The sequence below is a fragment of the Saccharopolyspora oryzae genome (assembly GCF_027853915.1).
Lineage (GTDB): Bacteria > Actinomycetota > Actinomycetes > Mycobacteriales > Pseudonocardiaceae > Saccharopolyspora > Saccharopolyspora oryzae.
The window spans coordinates 15,365-32,049 of sequence record NZ_JAQGLA010000056.1 but is presented as its reverse complement, the minus strand read 5'-3'; the positions used below and the strand labels follow the sequence as shown (position 1 = coordinate 32,049).

Here is a 16,685-nt window from a genome sequence, read left to right as displayed (position 1 = left end):
GAACGCCAGCCTGAACGCCCGGAAGGGACGTCAGATGAAGATCAGGTTTCCGGAGCGGGTACTCCCGTAGACCGCTTGATCGGAATTGTCCGGCTTCACCGGGTGGGGGGTGCGGAGACCGAGCCTCGCGGTTTCGGTTCCGGGGCGATCAGCTTCCGGCGGCTGCGGCGGTTCTCGTCGACCGCCTTGAGCACGCGCTGCACCACCGCGTCGACCACTGCTCGGACGTCCCAGCGGTAGGTGGACAGGGCCGGGGTCAGCAGGCGGGAAACCGGGTGGTCGTCGTAGCCGAGCACCGAGAGGTCCGCCGGGATGTCCAGGCCGAGATCGCGCGCGGCTTCGTAGACGCCGTAAGCCATCGAGTCGGTCAGGCAGAAGACCGCAGTCGGTCGAGGCGCATCGGCCAGCGCGGTGCGCGCCGTCTCCGCCGCCTCGGTCAGGTCGTTCGGGCATGCCACCACGCGCAGCTCCATGCCGAGGTCTTGCGCGACGTCCTGGACGATCTTCTCCGCAGGCCGCTGCCGCAGCAGCCGGGGTCCCGGCGTCAGCACCAGGACGTCGCGGTGCCCTGCTTCGGCGAGCGTGTTCAGCGCGTGGGTGACGCCCAGGGCGTTGTCGAACACGACTTCGGCGGCGGTGGGGGCGCCGGGCAGCGGGTCGCCGATCGCCACCAGCATCGTCCGCTCGGCGGCCAGCGCCCAGTGCCGGGAGGTCGGGTCGACCGGGATGGTGACCAGTGCGTCGACCCGCTGGTCCAGCAGGTTCTTGGCCAGCAGGGCTTCGCGCTCCGGATCGGCTGCGGAGTCCATGAACAGCGCGTTGCGGTCCGCGGCGAGGAAGCTGCGGCCGAGGGTGGTGGCGAACTTCTGCTGCCACAGGTCTTCCAGCGAGCTGCACAGGACGCCGATCATGCCGGTGCGTCCGCTGGCCAGCGCGCGGGCCACCGGATCGGCCTCGTAGCCGAGGCGGTCGGCGGCCTCCCGCACGCGCTGCTGGGTCTCCTCGGGCACCTGCAGGCCGCGCAGCGCGTAGGAGACCGCCGCCGGGGAAAGCCCGGTTTCCGCGGCGATGTCCTTGATCGTGGGGCGCTTGCGGCGTGGCACCCGAAAAGCCTAGCGCGCACGCCGACTCCGGCCGCCCGAACAGCTTGACCGGGACCTCGGTGATGCGCTTCACTGAAACCATTCACTGAAGCGCTTCACAAGGGCGGCGGCCTTCGTGCGGCGGGCCGGTCCGGCCGTCGCTCCGGGAGGAGGCAGCGGTGTTCGGTGAACCTTTCGCGGTACCCGCGCGGCGCGCGCTCCCCGTCGACCGAGTGCGGGCGCTCGACGCTCTGCCCGGCCGTTTCCTGGACGTGGGGGAGCTGCTCGGTGTGGTCGCGGACCTGACCCGCCGACCTGAGTCGTGGGAGCAGCACGTTGCGTTCAGCGGGGAGAAGCGGCACTACGCCTCGCTGCACCGAGACGATTATGTCGACGTGTGGTTGCTGTGCTGGACCCCGGAGAACGACACCGGCTGGCACGACCACGACGTCTCCTCGTTCGCCGTCGCAGTGGTCCGGGGAGCTCTGGTCGAGCACAACCCGACGTTGGGCGGGCGCAGCCTGCGGACCGAGGTCGCTGCTGGGCACGTCTACGGCTCCGGCCCTGAGCACATCCACCGGCTGACCGGGAAGGCGAACGAGAGCGTCTCGATCCACGCCTACTCGCCACCGCTGTGGCGGATGGGGCAGTACGCGCTGCTCGACGGCGTGCTCCGGCGCATCTCGGTGTCCTACGCCGACGAGCTGCGCCCGGTCGGCGACTTCGCGAACTCCTCGCACTGAGCCGTTCCGGGAGGACCGATGTCCGTCGTGGCCCTCGACGGCACCGGATTGTCCATTGCGGACCTCCGGCGGATAGCGGACGGCGCGGCACGCGTGACGATCGCGGCCAGCGGCGCGCAACGTCTGCGGCGGAGCTGGCAGGCGGCCTGCGAGCTGACGCAACCGGTCTACGGCAGGACCACCGGTGTTGGCGGCAACTGCGGTGAGTGCGCGTCCGGTGCTGGACACGGGATGCGGCTGTTGCGCAGCCATGCGAGCGCGATCGGAGATCCGGTGCCGGAGCGCGAGGTCCGGGCGATGCTGGCGGTGCGGGTGAACCAGGTGTTGCGCGGTGGGTCGGGTCTGCAACCGGCCATCGCCGAGGCGATGGTGACCGTGCTCAACAGCGGAGCCCACCCGCAGGTGCACGAGCACGGCTCGGTCGGCACGGGTGACCTCGGGCCGCTGGCCGAGCTCGGCCTGGCCCTCACGGGTGCCGGCAGGTGGAACGGGCAGCCGCCGAGTCCGGTGACCTTCCAGGAAGGCGATGCGCTGGCCTTGATCAGCAGCAACGCGCTGACGATCGGCCGGGCGGCCTTGGCCGTCGCGACGGTCCGAAAGCTCTTGAACGCCTCGACGCGAGTCACCGCGTTGACGCTGTGCGCGGTCGGTGGTGCGACCGAACCGTTCGCGCCGGAAGTGCACCGGAACCGGCCGCACGCCGGAGCGAAGCGGGTGGCCGCCGAAGTCCTCGCGCAGCTGGGCGGCGCGGCGATCCCGGGCCGGCGCGTTCAGGACCCGTTCGGACTGCGCTGCTTCCCGCAGGTGCACGGGCCTGCGCTGGAGGCGGTGGCCGATGCCGAGTCGGTGCTGTCCGCGGAGATCAACGCGGCTGCGGAGAACCCGCTGATCACCCCGGTCGGTGCCTTCCACCACGGCGGTTCGCACACCGCGCAGCTGGCCCTCGCCCTGGACCGGCTGCGACTGGCCGTGCTGGCCACCGCGCAGCTGTCCGCGGCCAGGCTGTCGATGCTCACCGAACCGGAGCACACCGGTCTTCGGCCGTTCCTCGCCGCCGGGCCGCCGGGAAGCTCGGGAATCATGCTGCTCGAGTACAGCGCGGGATCGGCCTTGGCCGAACTGCGCGCCGCTGCCTTCCCCGCGACCTTCGGGCACGCCGTGCTGTCCAGGGGAACCGAAGACCACGCGGGTTTCGCCTCCCAGGCGGCACGGCAGACCGAACAGCTGGCCGACGCGTACCGCCTGGTGCTGGCGTGCGAGCTCGTCGCAGCGGTGCGCGCGCACCGGATGCTCGAGTCGCGGATCGAGGCACCCGTCCGGGAGCTCTACGAACAGGCGTGCTGCCGACTCGACCCGGACGTGCAGGATCGCCCGTTGTCCGACGACGTTTCGATCGCCGCGGCCCTGCTCGACGAGCTCACCTGATGCCGGCAGGTCGTCGGGCCGGAACCGACTGCGCGAGTCGCTCGGCGAGTTCGAGGTTGAGCCGTGCTTCCTCCGGTGTCCGACGGCCGTGCCCGCAGGCGGCAGCCACGGCGGCGACGGGTTGTCCGAGGGCGGCTTCGGTGTGCCGGAGTGCACGGGCGGACAGCTCCGGGTGGTGTTCGTCGACGCAGCCCGCGATCACCTCGACGCCTCGGGTGAGGTCGCGCAGCGGCGCGTAGCTCGTGGCGGAGCTGGACGGTGGTTGATCGCCGTGGGCCAGCGGGATGTGCATGGCGGGCAGCGGATGACCGACGTGCCGCAGCCGCGTCGCCAACGCGTTGATCACCTGCACGGCGGAGCGCAGGCCTGCCGGTCGGAACAGCGCGTGGTGCCCGAGATCCCCGTAGCACAGGTGCAGCGTCCACCGGGCGGATCGCGGGGCGGCGGTGATGAGCCTGGCCAGCTGGTGGGCGAGCAGGCGTGCCGCCGCCCGGCGGGCCGCGGCCGGTGCCCGGTGCATGACGTAGAGGACCGCCGGGGACTCCAGCTGGAAGGTCACTTCGGAGCCGTGGGACTGAGCGATCCGGGTGACCTCGGAGATGACCATCTGCTCGAAAACCGCGTGGAAGCGCGGCGTCTGCCCGACGCCCAGGGTGAAGATCGAGAGGTCCAAAGAGGACGGAACGCTGACCTGGACGGGTGGCCCGGCGTCGAGCCGGCGACGTGCGGCGACCGCCGCGGCCACCTCGGGCGGGCGGCCCAGCGCGATGTCGTCGGTGGTCAGCCGGTGCCCGGATCGGACCCGGTAGACCGGCATCGTGGCGTAGCTGCTCCCATCACCGGACTTCGCGGTCTCGAGCCCGGGAACCTCGGCGCGCGCCAGCAGGTAGTCGATGATCCAGTTCGGGTCCACGTCGCAGGGCAGCGCGGTGAGCTCGGCGTTCCCGGAGTGCTCGAGCACCCAGCGCATGCCCGAAACGGCGTCCGGGGCGATGTCGGGCGGCAACGAACCGACCAGGTGCACGCGGCGTCGGGAGTCGGAGATGGGGAACGGCAGTGCCATGGGAACCTCCGGGAAGCGTTGTGACCTGGCTGGAGCGGCACGGGAGGGAACTTCGCGCATCGCTCCGGTCGGGGTGGCGGCCGGAGGCGTGATCGCGGGTGCCCAACACTGGCAGATCCCGTGCGGCGGTGCAGGTTTTCGCTTCCCGCTAAGGGGGTAACGACCCGTTCGGCGGTTCGCCCGGTGGTGCCGGTCAAGCGTGACTCCGGTGGAAGATCAGGCGGTAGATCAGCAGCAGGATCAGCGACCCGATCACCGCCCACACGAAGCTCATCAGGTTGAAGCCGGTGACGCCGCCGCCGGTGAGGTGGGACGCGATCCAGCCGCCGAGGAACCCGCCGACGATGCCGATCAGGGTGGTCACGATGATCCCGCCGGGATCTCGGCCGGGGAGGATGAACTTGGCGATCACCCCGGCGATCAGCCCGAACAGTATCCAGCTGAGGATCCCCATGGTGGTACTCCTTCGTCCGAACGGTGACCCCACGACTACCCGCCGTTTGCCCGGGGCATTCCCCGCCGGGCGAGGTGGTGGCGGGTGGGATCCGACGGTGCTGGTGTTGCGGCTGGGGTGCCGCGTCCACCGAAAGGTCCACTGCGGACGGTTCACGCCTTCGGTACGTCTGCGCCGCGTCCGGCGTGGATACCCGTGGGGAGCGATGTCCGAGAACCGAGGGGGGACGGCGATGGACACGAGGAGCCAGGCGGCCAGCGGTCTGGTCGACTACATCCGGTCCGTGGCGGACGCGCTGGGGGACGACGTGGCGGAGGTGGACGTCGACTTCGACGACGGCCTGGCCACCGCGATCATCCTGGTGTGCTCGCGCGTGCCGACGCTGCTGGACTACCCGCTGCTGCTGACCTGGGACGAGGTCAGCGGGTGGGCGCTGCGCGTGGAGACCGACGGCACGGGGGACACCACCGCCCTGCAGTTCCTCGGCGGCGACATCCTCCCGCACCCGAGCGTGGTGCGGAGGTTCCTGGCCGACGCGGTCCGCGGCCGCAGCCCGGGCCTGGTGCTGCCGCCGGCGTTCCGCATGCCGAATGCCGGCGACGAGCTGGAGCACCGCCTGGCCCACTTCCGGGCCTGAACGCTGTCTTTGACTCGTTTTGCGTGGCGGTGCAGGTGGCGGAACCTCAGCGCCCGCCTGGACTGCGGGTGCCCGACTTTATGTATGCCAATACACGGCAGTCGGGCCGTCCTCGCCAGGCGAACGCTGAGAACCCGCGGCGGTGCCGGCTGCGGGAGTGGGCTATGCGCCTGGCGGCGCATCAAAGATGAAGAACCAGGATCAAAGACGAGTCCGGAGCGTCACCGCACCTGTCCGTTGGTGCTGGGGGAGGCGCGCGAATCGGTCACCAGCGATCGCACGACGGTGTTGGCGGTCGCCACCAGCGGCACGGCCAGGACCGCTCCGCCCACTCCGGCGATGGTGAAGCCCGACGTCACGCTGAGCACCACCGCCAACGGGTGCAGCCGCACGGCGTGCCCCAGCAGGAACGGCTGCAGCACGTGGCCTTCCAGCTGCATCACGCACACCACCACGGCCAGCAGGATCAACGCCGTGACGAACCCGTTGGCGGCCAGCGCGACGAGCACGGCCAGTCCGCCGGTGACCACCGCTCCGACGTAGGGGACGAAGGCGCCGAGGAAGATCACCACGGCCAGCACGAACGGCAGCGGGACCCCGAGCACGAGGGCTCCGATGCCGATCAACGCCGCGTCGATGAAGGCCACGGCCGCCGTCGCGCGCACGTAGGCCACGAGCGTTGCGAAGCCGCGCTGGCCGGCGACGTGCACGCGCTGGCGGACTGTTCGCGGCACCGTCACCTGCACGACGAACGACCAGATCCGGCCGCCGTCGCGGAGGAAGAAGAACAGGGTGAACAGCCCGAGCAGCATCCCGGCCAGGAACCGCAGCAGCGTGCCGGTGGTGGCCAGCGCAGTCGTCGGCAACCCGCTCTGGTCGATCCGCAGCGCCTGCGTGAGCTGCTGGAACACCTCGTTGAGCTGCTGCTGGCTCAGGCTCAGCGGGCCGCGGATGAGCCAGCTGCGGATCTGCTCGAAGCTGGCGACCAGCTGCTCGCTCAGCCCGGCCACCCCGGCCACCAGCGTGTTGATCACCACCGCCAGCACCGCGCCGAGCGCGCAGAGCCCGCCGACGAGCACGAGCAGGGCCGCCAGCGTGCGGTGCATCCCCTTGCGCACGAGCCAGTTCACCGCAGGTGCCATCAGCGCGGCGAGTAGACCGGCTACCGCGACCGACATGACCTCGCCGTAGAGCACGTCGAAGACCTGCCACAGCACCCACGCCACGGCGACCAGCACGAGCAGCCGCCACCCCACCGCAGCCGCGACGCGCAGACCGCGGGGAATCCCGCTCGCGCCGGTATCACCCACAGCACGTGGTTGGCCCGCAGCGCTGATCACCAAACGCGCGCCTGTGCGTCCACTGTGGCCGGTTCGGCGGCTACTCCTGGTCGTCCAGCTGGAAGTGCCAGATCATCGTCGCGGGCATGTCGGCGCTCGCCGCCGCAGCGGCCTCGGGCACCATGGCGGCCAGCGACCACGGCCACAAGTCCCACGGGCCCGGCTCCGCCGCAGCGGGGCCCGATGCGGGCATCCCGGGCAGGGCGGGTTCCTCGAAGCCGCGCACCTGCAATCCCAGCGGCAGCGCAACGCGCAGGTAGTCGCCGATCTCGTGCCGGTGGCTGACCAGTCGCCCCGGCTTGCCCTCGGCGTCGCGCACCGTCGGAACCGAACCGAACATCACCCGGCCGGGATGCATGTCGGAGATGACCAGGTGCCCGCCGGGGCGCAGCACCCGGGCGAACTCGGCGAAGACCGGTCCCAGCGATGGCACGTGCGTCAGCGCCAGCGCGCAGACGACCAGGTCGGCGGTGGCGTCACCGACCGGCAGGCCGGTGAGGTCGCCGACGGAGAACTCGCCCTCCGGGACGCGCTCGCGCGCCCGCTCGAGCATCTCCGGGGAGCTGTCCACCCCGACCACCCGGTGCCCGCGCCCGGCCAGGATCTCGGCGAACCGCCCGGTTCCGCACGCGGCGTCCACCGCGGTACCCGCCGGCAGCCCGTCGAGGATCTTCTCGACCACGGGTTCGTCGAAGTCGAACGCCGAGTTGCGGCCGTCGTCGTAGGTCCCCGACCAGGTCCGGTAGCCGGTCACGGTGTCCACCCGCTCGGCCTCGACTGCCGCGTCCGCCAGCGATCCGTCATCGATCAGCCGCCGGACCTCGGCGATCCGCGCGGCCACGAACTCCCGGTCGTGCTCCCCGGTGAAACTGCGAAGCAGCGCCACGCCTTCCAATCCCAGCAGGTACGCCAGGGGGTGCTCGTAGACCATGGGCCGGAGGCTAGCGGCCGGGATTCCAGCGGGGCCACCGATTTTCCGCGATGCCAGTGCACCGCGATTGGACCTTGCGCGGTCGGGTGTTCTTGCGAGCATGGGGCGGTGACGACATCTGGTGGTGTACGCCGTCCCTTCGCCCAGGTCGACGTGTTCGGCGCGGATCCCTGCACCGGCAACGCGCTCGCCGTGGTGCTCGACGCCGACGGGCTGTCCGATCAGGAGATGCAGCGGTTCGCGCGCTGGACCAACCTCTCCGAGACGACCTTCCTGCTCCCGCCGACCACGTCCGAGGCCGACTACCGGGTCCGGATCTTCACCCCAGCGGGTGAGCTGCCGTTCGCCGGGCACCCCACGCTCGGCAGCTGCCACGCCTGGCTCTCCCGGCGACCGGACGCGGTCGGGGAGCGGATCGTCCAGGAGTGCGCCGCCGGCCTGATCGAGTTGCGCGCCGACAGCGGTCGTTACGCCTTCGTCGCGCCGCCGCTGATCCGCGAGGGACCGGTCGACGACCAGCTGCGCGACGAGCTCGCCAGCTGGCTGGGACGCCTCCGAGACGCGCAGTGGGTGGACAACGGACCGGGCTGGGTGGGCGTCCTGCTCGACAGCGCGGACGAGGTGCTGAACGTGTCCGCCCCACCCGCGACGCTTCCGCCGCTGGGCGTGGTGGGCCCGCACCCGCCGGGAGGGGAGTACCAGTTCGAGGTGCGCGCGTTCTTCCCGGAGGGCGGCCAAGTGCTCGAGGACCCGGTCACCGGCAGCCTCAACGCGGGCATCGCGCAGTGGCTCATCGGGACCGGACGAGCCCCCGAGCACTACACCGCGCACCAGGGCACCGCGGTCGGCGCGGACGGCCGGATCTCGATCGACCGCGACGAGCACGGCGCCATCTGGGTCGCCGGAACCGCGATCACCTGCATCCAGGGCGAAGTCCAGCTGTGACCGGTCAGCGGGTCAGCGCGTCGATCTCGTCGGCGGCCTCCGGCCAACCCCGGCGGAGGTCGGCGCGGTCGCCCAGGGCGAACCCCTCGAACCGGAACGGCGGGGAAAGCGTCAGCCCGACCAGCGACCACGCGCCGCCCGGGCGGGAGCCCTGCCAGGCGCCGGCCGGGACGACGACCTGCAGCACCTGACCGGCATCGAGGTCCGGGCCGAGCGTGACCCGGCGGCTGGTGCCGTCGGGATCGAGCACCAGCATCCGGACCGGCGCTCCGCCCTGCCAGTGGTAGACCTCGGGGGAGTCCAGCTTGTGCAGGGCGGAGAAGTCCGGCGCGACCATCAGGTAGATCGCCGACGACATGTTCTCGTCGGCGTACATCTTGCGGACGTGACCGCCTTCCCCTTCGAGCGGCTCCAAGCCGAGCCGCTCGATCAGCGCCCGGCCGACGGCCGGATCGTCCCCACCGGGCAGACCGATGTGCATGCTGCTCCTCCCGTTCACCAGGTGGGGCGCACCGAGGCGCCACCGTCGACGACCAGCTCCTGCCCGGTCACCCAGCTGCTGCCCGGACCGCACAGGAACAGGCACGCATCGGCGATGTCGGTCGGCTGGCCGAGCCGGCCGATGGGGTTGCCGGCTTCCCACTGGGCCACGCCTTCCGGCCAGTCCGCCCGGATCGTCGGGCGGTCCATCAGGCCGGGGGAGACCAGGTTGACGCGGACCCCGTCGCGCGCGTACTCCAGCGCGGCCGAGCGCACCAGCATGCCGACGGCCGCTTTGGACACCGCGTAGTGCGCCGATCCCGGCTTGGGCTGGGAACCGACGATCGATCCGATGGCGACCACGGCGCCACCTCCGTCCTGCGCGGACATCGCGCGGTGCGCGGCCTGCAGCACCAGGAACGTGGCGTCCACATTGGATTCCTGCACCGCGCGGAAGTCGGCGAGCGACATCTCGGCCAGCGGCTGCAGCGGTTGGACCCCGGCGTTGAGCACCGCGGCGTCCAAGCTCCCGAAGCTGTCGAGCGCGACCTGCACGACGCGGTCGGCGTCGTCGGGGGAGCGGAGGTCGGCCTGAACGGCGACGGCGCTGCCACCGGTCGATTCGACGTCGCGAACGACCTCGCCCGCACCGGCCTCGTCCCGGTGGTACTGGACCACCACCCGAGCTCCGGCCTGCGCGAACCGGCGCGCGATCCCGCTGCCGATGCCCCCGCTCGCGCCGGTCACCAGCGCGACCTTGCCCGCGAAGCCATCCGCGCCCGGCACCTGGTCCATGCCGCCATCCCTTCGTCGTAGGAGTCGCGCACCAGGGTGCCGCACGTTCGGTCGCCGCTGTTGGACCGGGTCGCACCGCGATCGCGGTAGGCTGGCGGCATGATCGAGTTGTGGGAACCGACCGCGGTCGGTGTGCTCCAACTTCCTTCCGGGCGTTCGATCCGCGGACGCGGTCTGAGCAAGCCGCTTCCCGCTGGACCGCAACCGGATTTCGCCGTGTACCTGCTGGGGAAGCAGCCACCTCAGGTCGAGTGGGAGAGCCGGTGGCTGCGCTGGCCGGACTTCCGGCTGCCCGCCGACCGGGCCGAGGCCCGCCAGGTCCTCCGCGAAGCGTGGGAGCGGGCCGAGCACGAGCGGGTGGAGCTCGCCTGCGCCGGTGGCAAGGGGAGAACCGGCACCGCACTGGCCTGCCTCGCGGTCATCGACGGAGTCCCGGCGGCCGAAGCCGTCGCCTACGTCCGCGCCCACTACGACCCGCGCGCGGTCGAAACCCCTTGGCAGAAGCGCTACGTCGCCAAGTACACCCCGTGACTCGCCCGGACAGCGGAAGGGAACCCATGGCCCGCAAGGTGATCCTCGACGTCGACACCGGCACCGACGACGCCGTGGCGATCATGTTCGCCGCGCTGCACCCCGATCTCGACCTGCTCGGCGTCACCACGGTCAACGGCAACGTGCCGCTGGAGAACACCACGGACAACACGCTTCGCGTGCTGGACTGGATCGGCTGCCCGGGCATCCCGGTGCACCCGGGCGTGCCGAGACCGATCGTCCGGCGCGGGTTCCCCGGCGGCCGGCACTTCGAGCAGGACGACGACCACGACCCGCACGGCACCGCCCTGCCGATCCCGGCCCCGCGCATCGCGGCGCAGGACACCGGCGCGGTGGAGTACCTGGTGGAGACCCTGCGCGCGACCGCGGAGCAGATCACCCTGGTGGCCGTCGGGCCGCTGAGCAACGTCGCCACCGCGCTCGCGATCGACCCGTCGCTGGCCGGCGCGGTGGAACAACTGGTCGTGATGGGCGGCGGGCACGCCGTCGCCAACGTGACCGCGTCCGCCGAGTTCAACATCTGGGCCGACCCCGAGGCGGCGAGCGTGGTGCTATCCGCCGGTTTCGACCCGCTCACCCTGGTGACGCTCGACGCGACCCACCAGGCGCTGGTCCCGCAGACGACCTGCGATGCGTTGGAAGGACTGGGCACCCCGGCGGGCACGGCCGCGGCCCGGTTCATCTCGCGCCGGATCGCCGCCTACGAGCAGATGGCCGTGGCCGGGAACGCGGCGCCGGTGCACGACGTGGTGTGCACCGCCTACCTCGTCGAACCCGAGGTGATCTCCACCCGTTCCTTCCCCGTCGAGGTGGAGACCGCCAGCCCGCTGACGGTGGGGCGGACCGTCATCGACACGCGACCCGACTCGAAGTCCGAGCGGAACGCGCACGTCGCGCTGCACGCGGACGCGGCACGGCTCAACGAACTCCTCCTCACCACCTTCGCCCGCGACACCGCTTCCTGACCGTCGGCGCGGCCGGTCGGGATTCCCGGCGCGGGCGATACTCGGCCCCGGGGCCCGCGGGGCTCCGGGAACGATCAGTCGACGAGCGGGGAGAAGCCATGGAATTCCGCCACCTCGGCCGCAGCGGTCTGGTGATCAGCGAAATCGCCTACGGGAACTGGCTGACGCACGGTTCCCAAGTCGAGGAGCAGGCCGCGGCCGCGTGCATCCGCGCCGCGCTGGACGCCGGGATCACCACCTTCGACACGGCCGACGTCTACGCGGAAGGACGCGCCGAGGAGGTGCTCGGCCGCGCGTTGCGGGGTGAACGCCGGGCCGGGCTGGAGATCTTCACGAAGGTGTACTTCCCGGTCGGACCGGGCCGCAACGACCGCGGGCTGTCCCGCAAGCACATCGCGGAATCGATCGACGCGTCCCTGCGCCGCCTGCAGACCGACTACGTCGACCTCTACCAGGCGCACCGGTACGACCCGGAAACGCCGCTGGAGGAGACCATGGAGGCGTTCGCCGACGTGGTCCGGTCGGGCAAGGCGCTCTACATCGGGGTGTCGGAGTGGACTGCCGAGCAGATCCGCGCCGCGTACCGGCTCGCCCGGGAACTGCGGATCCCGCTGGTGTCGAACCAGCCGCAGTACTCGATGCTCTGGCGGATCGTCGAGGGCGAAGTGGTGCCCACGAGCGAGGAGCTCGGGATCGGGCAGATCGTGTGGTCCCCGATCGCGCAGGGCGTGTTGACCGGGAAGTACCGCCCGGGAACACCACCGCCCGCGGGCAGCAGGGCCACCGACGAGACCGGCGCGAACTTCGTCGCCCGCTGGCTGCGCGACGACGTGCTGACCCGGGTCCAGCAGCTCGAACCGCTCGCTGCCCAGGCGGGGCTGTCGATGGCCCAGCTGGCGGTGGCGTGGGTGCTGCAGAACTCCAACGTCTCCGCGGCCATCATGGGCGCCTCCCGCCCGGAGCAGGTCACCGAGAACGTCAAGGCCGCGGGCGTGCGCCTCGACGGGGACCTGCTGGCCAAGATCGACGAGGTCCTGGACCCGGTCGTGATCAGCGACCCGGCCCTGACCAAGGCCAACGCACCGAAGGTCCGGAACTGACGCGGCGGGCGAGGTGGCGCGGAGGCCTCTCCGCGCCACCTGCGCTCAGCCCTATTAAGTCACCGGCGACGTGCGGTGAGCCAATCCGTTTTCCGGCTGTGCATGCCCGGACGCGCGAAGGCGCCGCGGCACGGCCACGGCGCATTCGCGGGGGTCAGCCCTTGACGCAGACGACCTGCTTGAGGTGCGTGACGACCTCGACCAGGTCGGTCTGCGCGGCGATCACCGACTCGATGTCCTTGTAGGCGGCCGGGATCTCGTCGACCACGCCGCCGTCCTTGCGGCACTCCACGCCTTCGGTTTGGGCTGCCAGGTCCGCCTCGGTGAAGGTCTTGCGGGCCTTAGTCCGGGACATCCGCCGACCTGCGCCGTGCGAGGCCGATTCGAAGGACCGGACGTTGCCCAGGCCGCGCACGATGAACGACCCGGTTCCCATGCTCCCCGGGATGATGCCCAGGTCGCCCGACCCGGCGCGGATCGCGCCCTTGCGGGTCACCAGCACCTCGACCCCGTCGTGGACCTCCTCGGCCACGTAGTTGTGGTGGCAGCTGATCGGAGCGTCGAAGCGGGTTCCGGGCACCGTGTCGGCCAGTGCCAGCTGCACCAGGGACAGCATCGTCGCGCGGTTGCGCGCCGCGTAGTCCTGGGCCCAGAACAGGTCTCGGCGGTAGGCCTGCATCTGCGGGGTTCCGGCCACGAACACCGCGAGGTCCGGGTCCGGCAGGTCGGCGTTGTGCGGGAGCTTGCGGGCGATGTCGATGTGCCGCTTGGCCAGCTCGTTGCCGATGCCCCGGGAACCGGAGTGCAGCATCAGCCACACGCGGCCGGCGTCCGGACCGCCCTGCTCGAGGCAGACCTCGATGAAGTGGTTGCCGCCGCCGAGCGTGCCGACCTGCGCCCGCGCCCGGTCCTGCATGTTCTGCACGCCCGGGTGCAGGTCGCCGAAACCGGACCAGAACTCCTGCCATCCGCCGGTGCCGTGCACGCGGGCGGGGTTGACCGGGGTGCGGTGCACGGCGAAGCCGACCGGGACGGCCGACTCGATCCGCCGCCGCAGCACGCCGAGGTCGTCGGGCAAATCGCTCGCGGTGAGCGAGGTGCGCACCGCGCTCATCCCGCAGCCGATGTCGACGCCCACCGCGGCCGGCGACACCGCGTCGCGCATGGCGATGACGCTGCCGACGGTGGCGCCCTTGCCGTAGTGCACGTCGGGCATCACGGCCAGGCCGTGCACCCACGGCATGTTGGCGACGTTGTGCAGTTGGCGCATCGCGGCGTCTTCCACGGTCTGCGGATCCGCCCACATCCGGATCGGCACCCTGGCGCCGTCGACTGCCGTGTGCATGATCGTCCTTCCTCCGAACTCCTGGAACTCGTCAATGATCACGCGTTTCCCCGCGCGACGCCACCGAATTAATCGACAGCGCGGCGAGGTGCATCACGGAGACCGTCTGATGTGGACGAAGTCGGAGGCCGTGGAAGGCCGGTGGGATCAGGCGGCGCGCAGGTCGGGCGACAACTCGTCGACCACAGCGAACCGCGGATCGGCGAACGGTTCCAGCGCCTCCGGGGCGACGCCCGCCAGGGCCAACGCCGCCAGCGTTGCCGGAAGCCGTGCGCGGTCGGTGCCGTCGGCGATCTTCAGCGCGATCGCCGTGCCGTCCGGCAGCGCGGCGATCTGCACCGCCTCGAAACCGTCCTTGGCGATCAGCCCCGGCACCGCCCGCATCAGCGCGGTGGCATCGCGCCGAGTTCCGCCGACCATCTCGGGGTGCGACCGGATCGCCTTCGCGACAGCGCTTTCCGGCGTCCCGTCCGGTGCGCTGGCGATCCGCCCGGCAGCCGCGGCCAGGCCGCGGAGCGACACGGCGAACAACGGCGCGCCGCACCCGTCCGCGGCCACGTGCGCGATCCGCTGCCCAGTGAGCTCCTCGACGGTGGCCGCGATCTCCCGCTGCAAGGGGTGGTCCGGATCCAGGTAGTCCGCTGTGGACCAACCGTTCACCTGCGCGGTGCGCAACATGGACGCGTGCTTGCCCGAGCAGTTGTGCGCCAGCTTGCGCGCCGGTCGGTCCGCCGAGATCCAGCGGTCCCGCTCGACCGGGTCGAACGGCAGGTCCGCCGGGTTGCCGAGGTCGTCCTCGGTGGATCCGCTCGCGGCCAGCACGCGCCGGGCACCGTCGAGGTGGACCTGCTCACCGGAGTGGCTGGCGGCGGTCAGCGCGAGCAGCTCCGGCGGCAGCGACAGGCCGAGCCGGACCATGGCCACCGCCTGCACCGGCTTGGCCGCCGAACGCGGGTAGAAGGCGCTGTCGACGTCACCGGCCTGGAACAGCGTCGAGCCGTCCGGTCCCAGCACCACGACCGAGCCGTGGTGGACGCTTTCGACCAGGCCGTCGCGCAGGACGTGCACCAGCGGCGCGTGCGCGGGCACCCCGGTCGGGGGAGCAGGGTTCATTCGGGGGCCTCCTCGTGGGGCGCGGTCGGATCCGGCTGCGGGGTGTTCAGGGGCGGCTGACGAGGTCACCGAGCGCGTGCTCGACGTTCGCCAGGTGGTGGGCCATCGCCTCGGCCGCGGCGCTGTCCTGGCCGCTGGCGATGGCATCGACGAGCTCGCGGTGCTCGGCATCGGAGGCTGCGCGGCGGTCGCCGCGCTGGTTCAGGAAGGCGGACTGCCGGGCCAGGGCGTCCCGGATCTCCTCGATGACCTTGCCGAACACGGGATTTCCCGAAGCCTGGGCGACGGTGATGTGGAACAGCGAGTCCAGCGCCACCCACGCGGTGTCGTCGGTCTCGCGGGTCATCCGCTCCAGCAGGTCGGTGAGCAGGCCCAGGTCATCGGGGGTGTGCCGCAGGGCGGCGTAACCGGCGGCCGGGATCTCCACGTGGCGCCGCACTTCCAGCAGGTCCCGCGCCGAGTACGAGCCGAATCTGGGGTTGTCGACGGGTTCGTCGGCGACGACGAAGGTGCCCTTGCCTGCCTGCGACGTGGTGAGCCCGAGGGCCTGCAGGCCGCGCAGCGCCTCCCGCACGACCGATCGGCTCACCTGGAACTCCCTGCCCAGCGCGGCCTCGGACGGCAGCTTGGCGCCGACGGCGTACTCGCCGCGCGCGATGGCGTCGCGGAGGTGGGCGAGCAGGGCCTCCATCGCGCTGACGCGCTGGAGACCGGTTGTCCGGCTGTCAGACAGGTTCACAGCACGAAGCCTGAATCGAACACGTTCCGTTGTCAACAGTTCGGCGACGCTGGACCGAAAGGGCGATGAAGAACACGTCCCGTGACCGGGGGTCGATGATCGAGGGGTGTCGACCAGCGATGTTACCGACCAGTAGGATCGGGTGGTCCACCGCTGAACCCGAGGAGTCGCAGATGTCGGATCGCGTGTCGGTCGAGACCGACGGGCCGCTGGCCCACGTCACGATGACCCGGGATGACCGGCTCAACGGGCTCGACCTGGAGATGCTGCGCGCCCTGATCGACGCCGCCGCGAAGGTGCGCGCCGACCGGTCGGTGCGGGCGGTCGTCCTCAGCGGTGCGGGGCGCTCGTTCTCGGCCGGGCTCGACTTCGCGTCGGTGGGCGAGAAGCAGGGGCAGATGATGCTCAACTTCCTCCGGCCCCCGTGGCGCTCGACCAACCTCTACCAGGAGGCGTGCTGGGCCTGGCGGCGGTTGCCGGTCCCGGTGCTGGCGGTGATCCGCGGCCACTGCTTCGGCGGTGCGCTCCAGCTGGCTCTGGGTGCCGACTTCCGGTTCGCGACGCCGGACGCGCAGTTCTCCGTGATGGAGGCGAAGTGGGGGCTGGTGCCGGACATGAGCGGCACCGCGACGCTGCGCGAGCTGCTGCCGATGGACGTCGCCAAGCGCCTGGCCATGACCGCGGAGGTCTTCGACGGGACCAAGGCGCACGAGCTCGGCCTGGTCACCGAGGTCGGCAACGATCCGCACGCGGCGGCGGTGGAGCTGGCCGAGCAGCTCGCGACCCGCTCCCCGGACTCGGTGGCCGCGACCAAGCGCCTGTTCCAGCGGGTTTGGCACGTTTCCCCGTGGCAGGCGTTCCGCTGGGAGAGCGCCTACCAGCTCCGCCTGCTGCTCGGCGCCAACCACAAGATCGCCCGCAAGGCGAACGCGGGCAAGGCGGTCGCCGAGTTCGCCAAGCGCACGTTCCGGTGAGC

Annotated in this window: 18 protein-coding genes; 8 read left to right on the top strand and 10 right to left on the bottom strand. The window is 71.4% G+C overall.

Translation table 11 applies throughout. The features are described from left to right. Positions 1 to 95: 95 nt before the first annotated feature. A complete protein-coding gene (locus tag OU415_RS26255; protein ID WP_270951914.1) occupies positions 96 to 1,103 on the bottom strand; it encodes a LacI family DNA-binding transcriptional regulator in 1,008 nt (335 codons plus the stop codon). Between the two features lie 158 nt (positions 1,104 to 1,261). On the opposite strand from OU415_RS26255, the gene OU415_RS26250 reads away from it, so the two are divergent. Next, on the top strand, positions 1,262 to 1,825 hold the full coding sequence (locus OU415_RS26250) for a cysteine dioxygenase (RefSeq protein WP_270951913.1): 564 nt from the start codon (positions 1,262 to 1,264) through the stop codon (positions 1,823 to 1,825). An 18-nt stretch (positions 1,826 to 1,843) separates the two neighbouring features. Continuing rightward, a complete protein-coding gene (locus tag OU415_RS26245; RefSeq protein WP_270951912.1) occupies positions 1,844 to 3,250 on the top strand; it encodes an aromatic amino acid ammonia-lyase in 1,407 nt (468 codons plus the stop codon). On the opposite strand, the gene OU415_RS26240 is transcribed toward OU415_RS26245, so the two are convergent. Continuing rightward, a complete protein-coding gene (locus OU415_RS26240) occupies positions 3,243 to 4,313 on the bottom strand; it encodes a hypothetical protein (RefSeq protein WP_270951911.1) in 1,071 nt (356 codons plus the stop codon). The genes OU415_RS26245 and OU415_RS26240 overlap by 8 nt on opposite strands. A gap of 193 nt (positions 4,314 to 4,506) precedes the next feature. Next, positions 4,507 to 4,767: a GlsB/YeaQ/YmgE family stress response membrane protein gene (locus OU415_RS26235; protein WP_270951910.1), complete on the bottom strand. Its 261-nt coding sequence runs from the start codon at positions 4,765 to 4,767 to the stop codon at positions 4,507 to 4,509. 232 nt (positions 4,768 to 4,999) lie between these two features. On the opposite strand from OU415_RS26235, the gene OU415_RS26230 reads away from it, so the two are divergent. Then, the gene (locus OU415_RS26230; RefSeq protein ID WP_270951908.1) at positions 5,000 to 5,404 is read left to right on the top strand and encodes a DUF6292 family protein; all 405 of its coding nucleotides are present in this window, start codon (positions 5,000 to 5,002) and stop codon (positions 5,402 to 5,404) included. Between the two features lie 221 nt (positions 5,405 to 5,625). Here OU415_RS26230 and OU415_RS26225 read toward each other — a convergent pair whose 3' ends face one another. Continuing rightward, positions 5,626 to 6,714, bottom strand: coding sequence for an AI-2E family transporter (locus tag OU415_RS26225; protein WP_270951906.1), 1,089 nt, complete (start codon positions 6,712 to 6,714; stop codon positions 5,626 to 5,628). Between the two features lie 70 nt (positions 6,715 to 6,784). Next, positions 6,785 to 7,675: a class I SAM-dependent methyltransferase gene (locus OU415_RS26220; protein ID WP_270951904.1), complete on the bottom strand. Its 891-nt coding sequence runs from the start codon at positions 7,673 to 7,675 to the stop codon at positions 6,785 to 6,787. 108 nt (positions 7,676 to 7,783) lie between these two features. Here OU415_RS26220 and OU415_RS26215 point away from each other — a divergent pair, with 108 nt between their 5' ends. After that, on the top strand, positions 7,784 to 8,620 hold the full coding sequence (locus OU415_RS26215) for a PhzF family phenazine biosynthesis protein (RefSeq protein WP_270951903.1): 837 nt from the start codon (positions 7,784 to 7,786) through the stop codon (positions 8,618 to 8,620). Between the two features lie 4 nt (positions 8,621 to 8,624). Here OU415_RS26215 and OU415_RS26210 read toward each other — a convergent pair whose 3' ends face one another. Then, on the bottom strand, positions 8,625 to 9,101 hold the full coding sequence (locus OU415_RS26210) for a cupin domain-containing protein (protein WP_270951902.1): 477 nt from the start codon (positions 9,099 to 9,101) through the stop codon (positions 8,625 to 8,627). Between the two features lie 14 nt (positions 9,102 to 9,115). Next, positions 9,116 to 9,895, bottom strand: coding sequence for an SDR family NAD(P)-dependent oxidoreductase (locus OU415_RS26205; protein WP_270951901.1), 780 nt, complete (start codon positions 9,893 to 9,895; stop codon positions 9,116 to 9,118). Positions 9,896 to 9,994: 99 nt separating this feature from the next. On the opposite strand from OU415_RS26205, the gene OU415_RS26200 reads away from it, so the two are divergent. From OU415_RS26200 to OU415_RS26190, 3 genes are all read left to right on the top strand, one after another. Further along, on the top strand, positions 9,995 to 10,426 hold the full coding sequence (locus tag OU415_RS26200; RefSeq protein ID WP_270951900.1) for a protein-tyrosine phosphatase family protein: 432 nt from the start codon (positions 9,995 to 9,997) through the stop codon (positions 10,424 to 10,426). A gap of 26 nt (positions 10,427 to 10,452) precedes the next feature. Beyond that, positions 10,453 to 11,412, top strand: coding sequence for a nucleoside hydrolase (locus OU415_RS26195; protein ID WP_270951899.1), 960 nt, complete (start codon positions 10,453 to 10,455; stop codon positions 11,410 to 11,412). Positions 11,413 to 11,510: 98 nt separating this feature from the next. Next, positions 11,511 to 12,512 carry an aldo/keto reductase family protein gene (locus OU415_RS26190; RefSeq protein ID WP_270951896.1) on the top strand — a complete coding sequence of 334 codons (1,002 nt, stop codon included), beginning with the start codon at positions 11,511 to 11,513 and terminating at the stop codon, positions 12,510 to 12,512. Positions 12,513 to 12,666: 154 nt separating this feature from the next. On the opposite strand, the gene OU415_RS26185 is transcribed toward OU415_RS26190, so the two are convergent. The 3 genes from OU415_RS26185 to OU415_RS26175 form a co-directional block, all read right to left on the bottom strand. Next, positions 12,667 to 13,857 (bottom strand): RtcB family protein, encoded by a 1,191-nt coding sequence (locus tag OU415_RS26185; RefSeq protein ID WP_270951895.1) that lies wholly within the window; start codon positions 13,855 to 13,857, stop codon positions 12,667 to 12,669. A 147-nt stretch (positions 13,858 to 14,004) separates the two neighbouring features. Then, entirely contained in the window at positions 14,005 to 14,970 is a 966-nt protein-coding gene (locus OU415_RS26180; RefSeq protein WP_270951893.1) for an asparaginase, read from the bottom strand. 46 nt (positions 14,971 to 15,016) lie between these two features. After that, entirely contained in the window at positions 15,017 to 15,661 is a 645-nt protein-coding gene (locus OU415_RS26175) for a FadR/GntR family transcriptional regulator (protein WP_270951930.1), read from the bottom strand. Positions 15,662 to 15,882: 221 nt separating this feature from the next. Here OU415_RS26175 and OU415_RS26170 point away from each other — a divergent pair, with 221 nt between their 5' ends. Further along, entirely contained in the window at positions 15,883 to 16,683 is an 801-nt protein-coding gene (locus OU415_RS26170) for a crotonase/enoyl-CoA hydratase family protein (RefSeq protein WP_270951891.1), read from the top strand. The last annotated feature ends 2 nt before the right edge of the window (positions 16,684 to 16,685 follow it).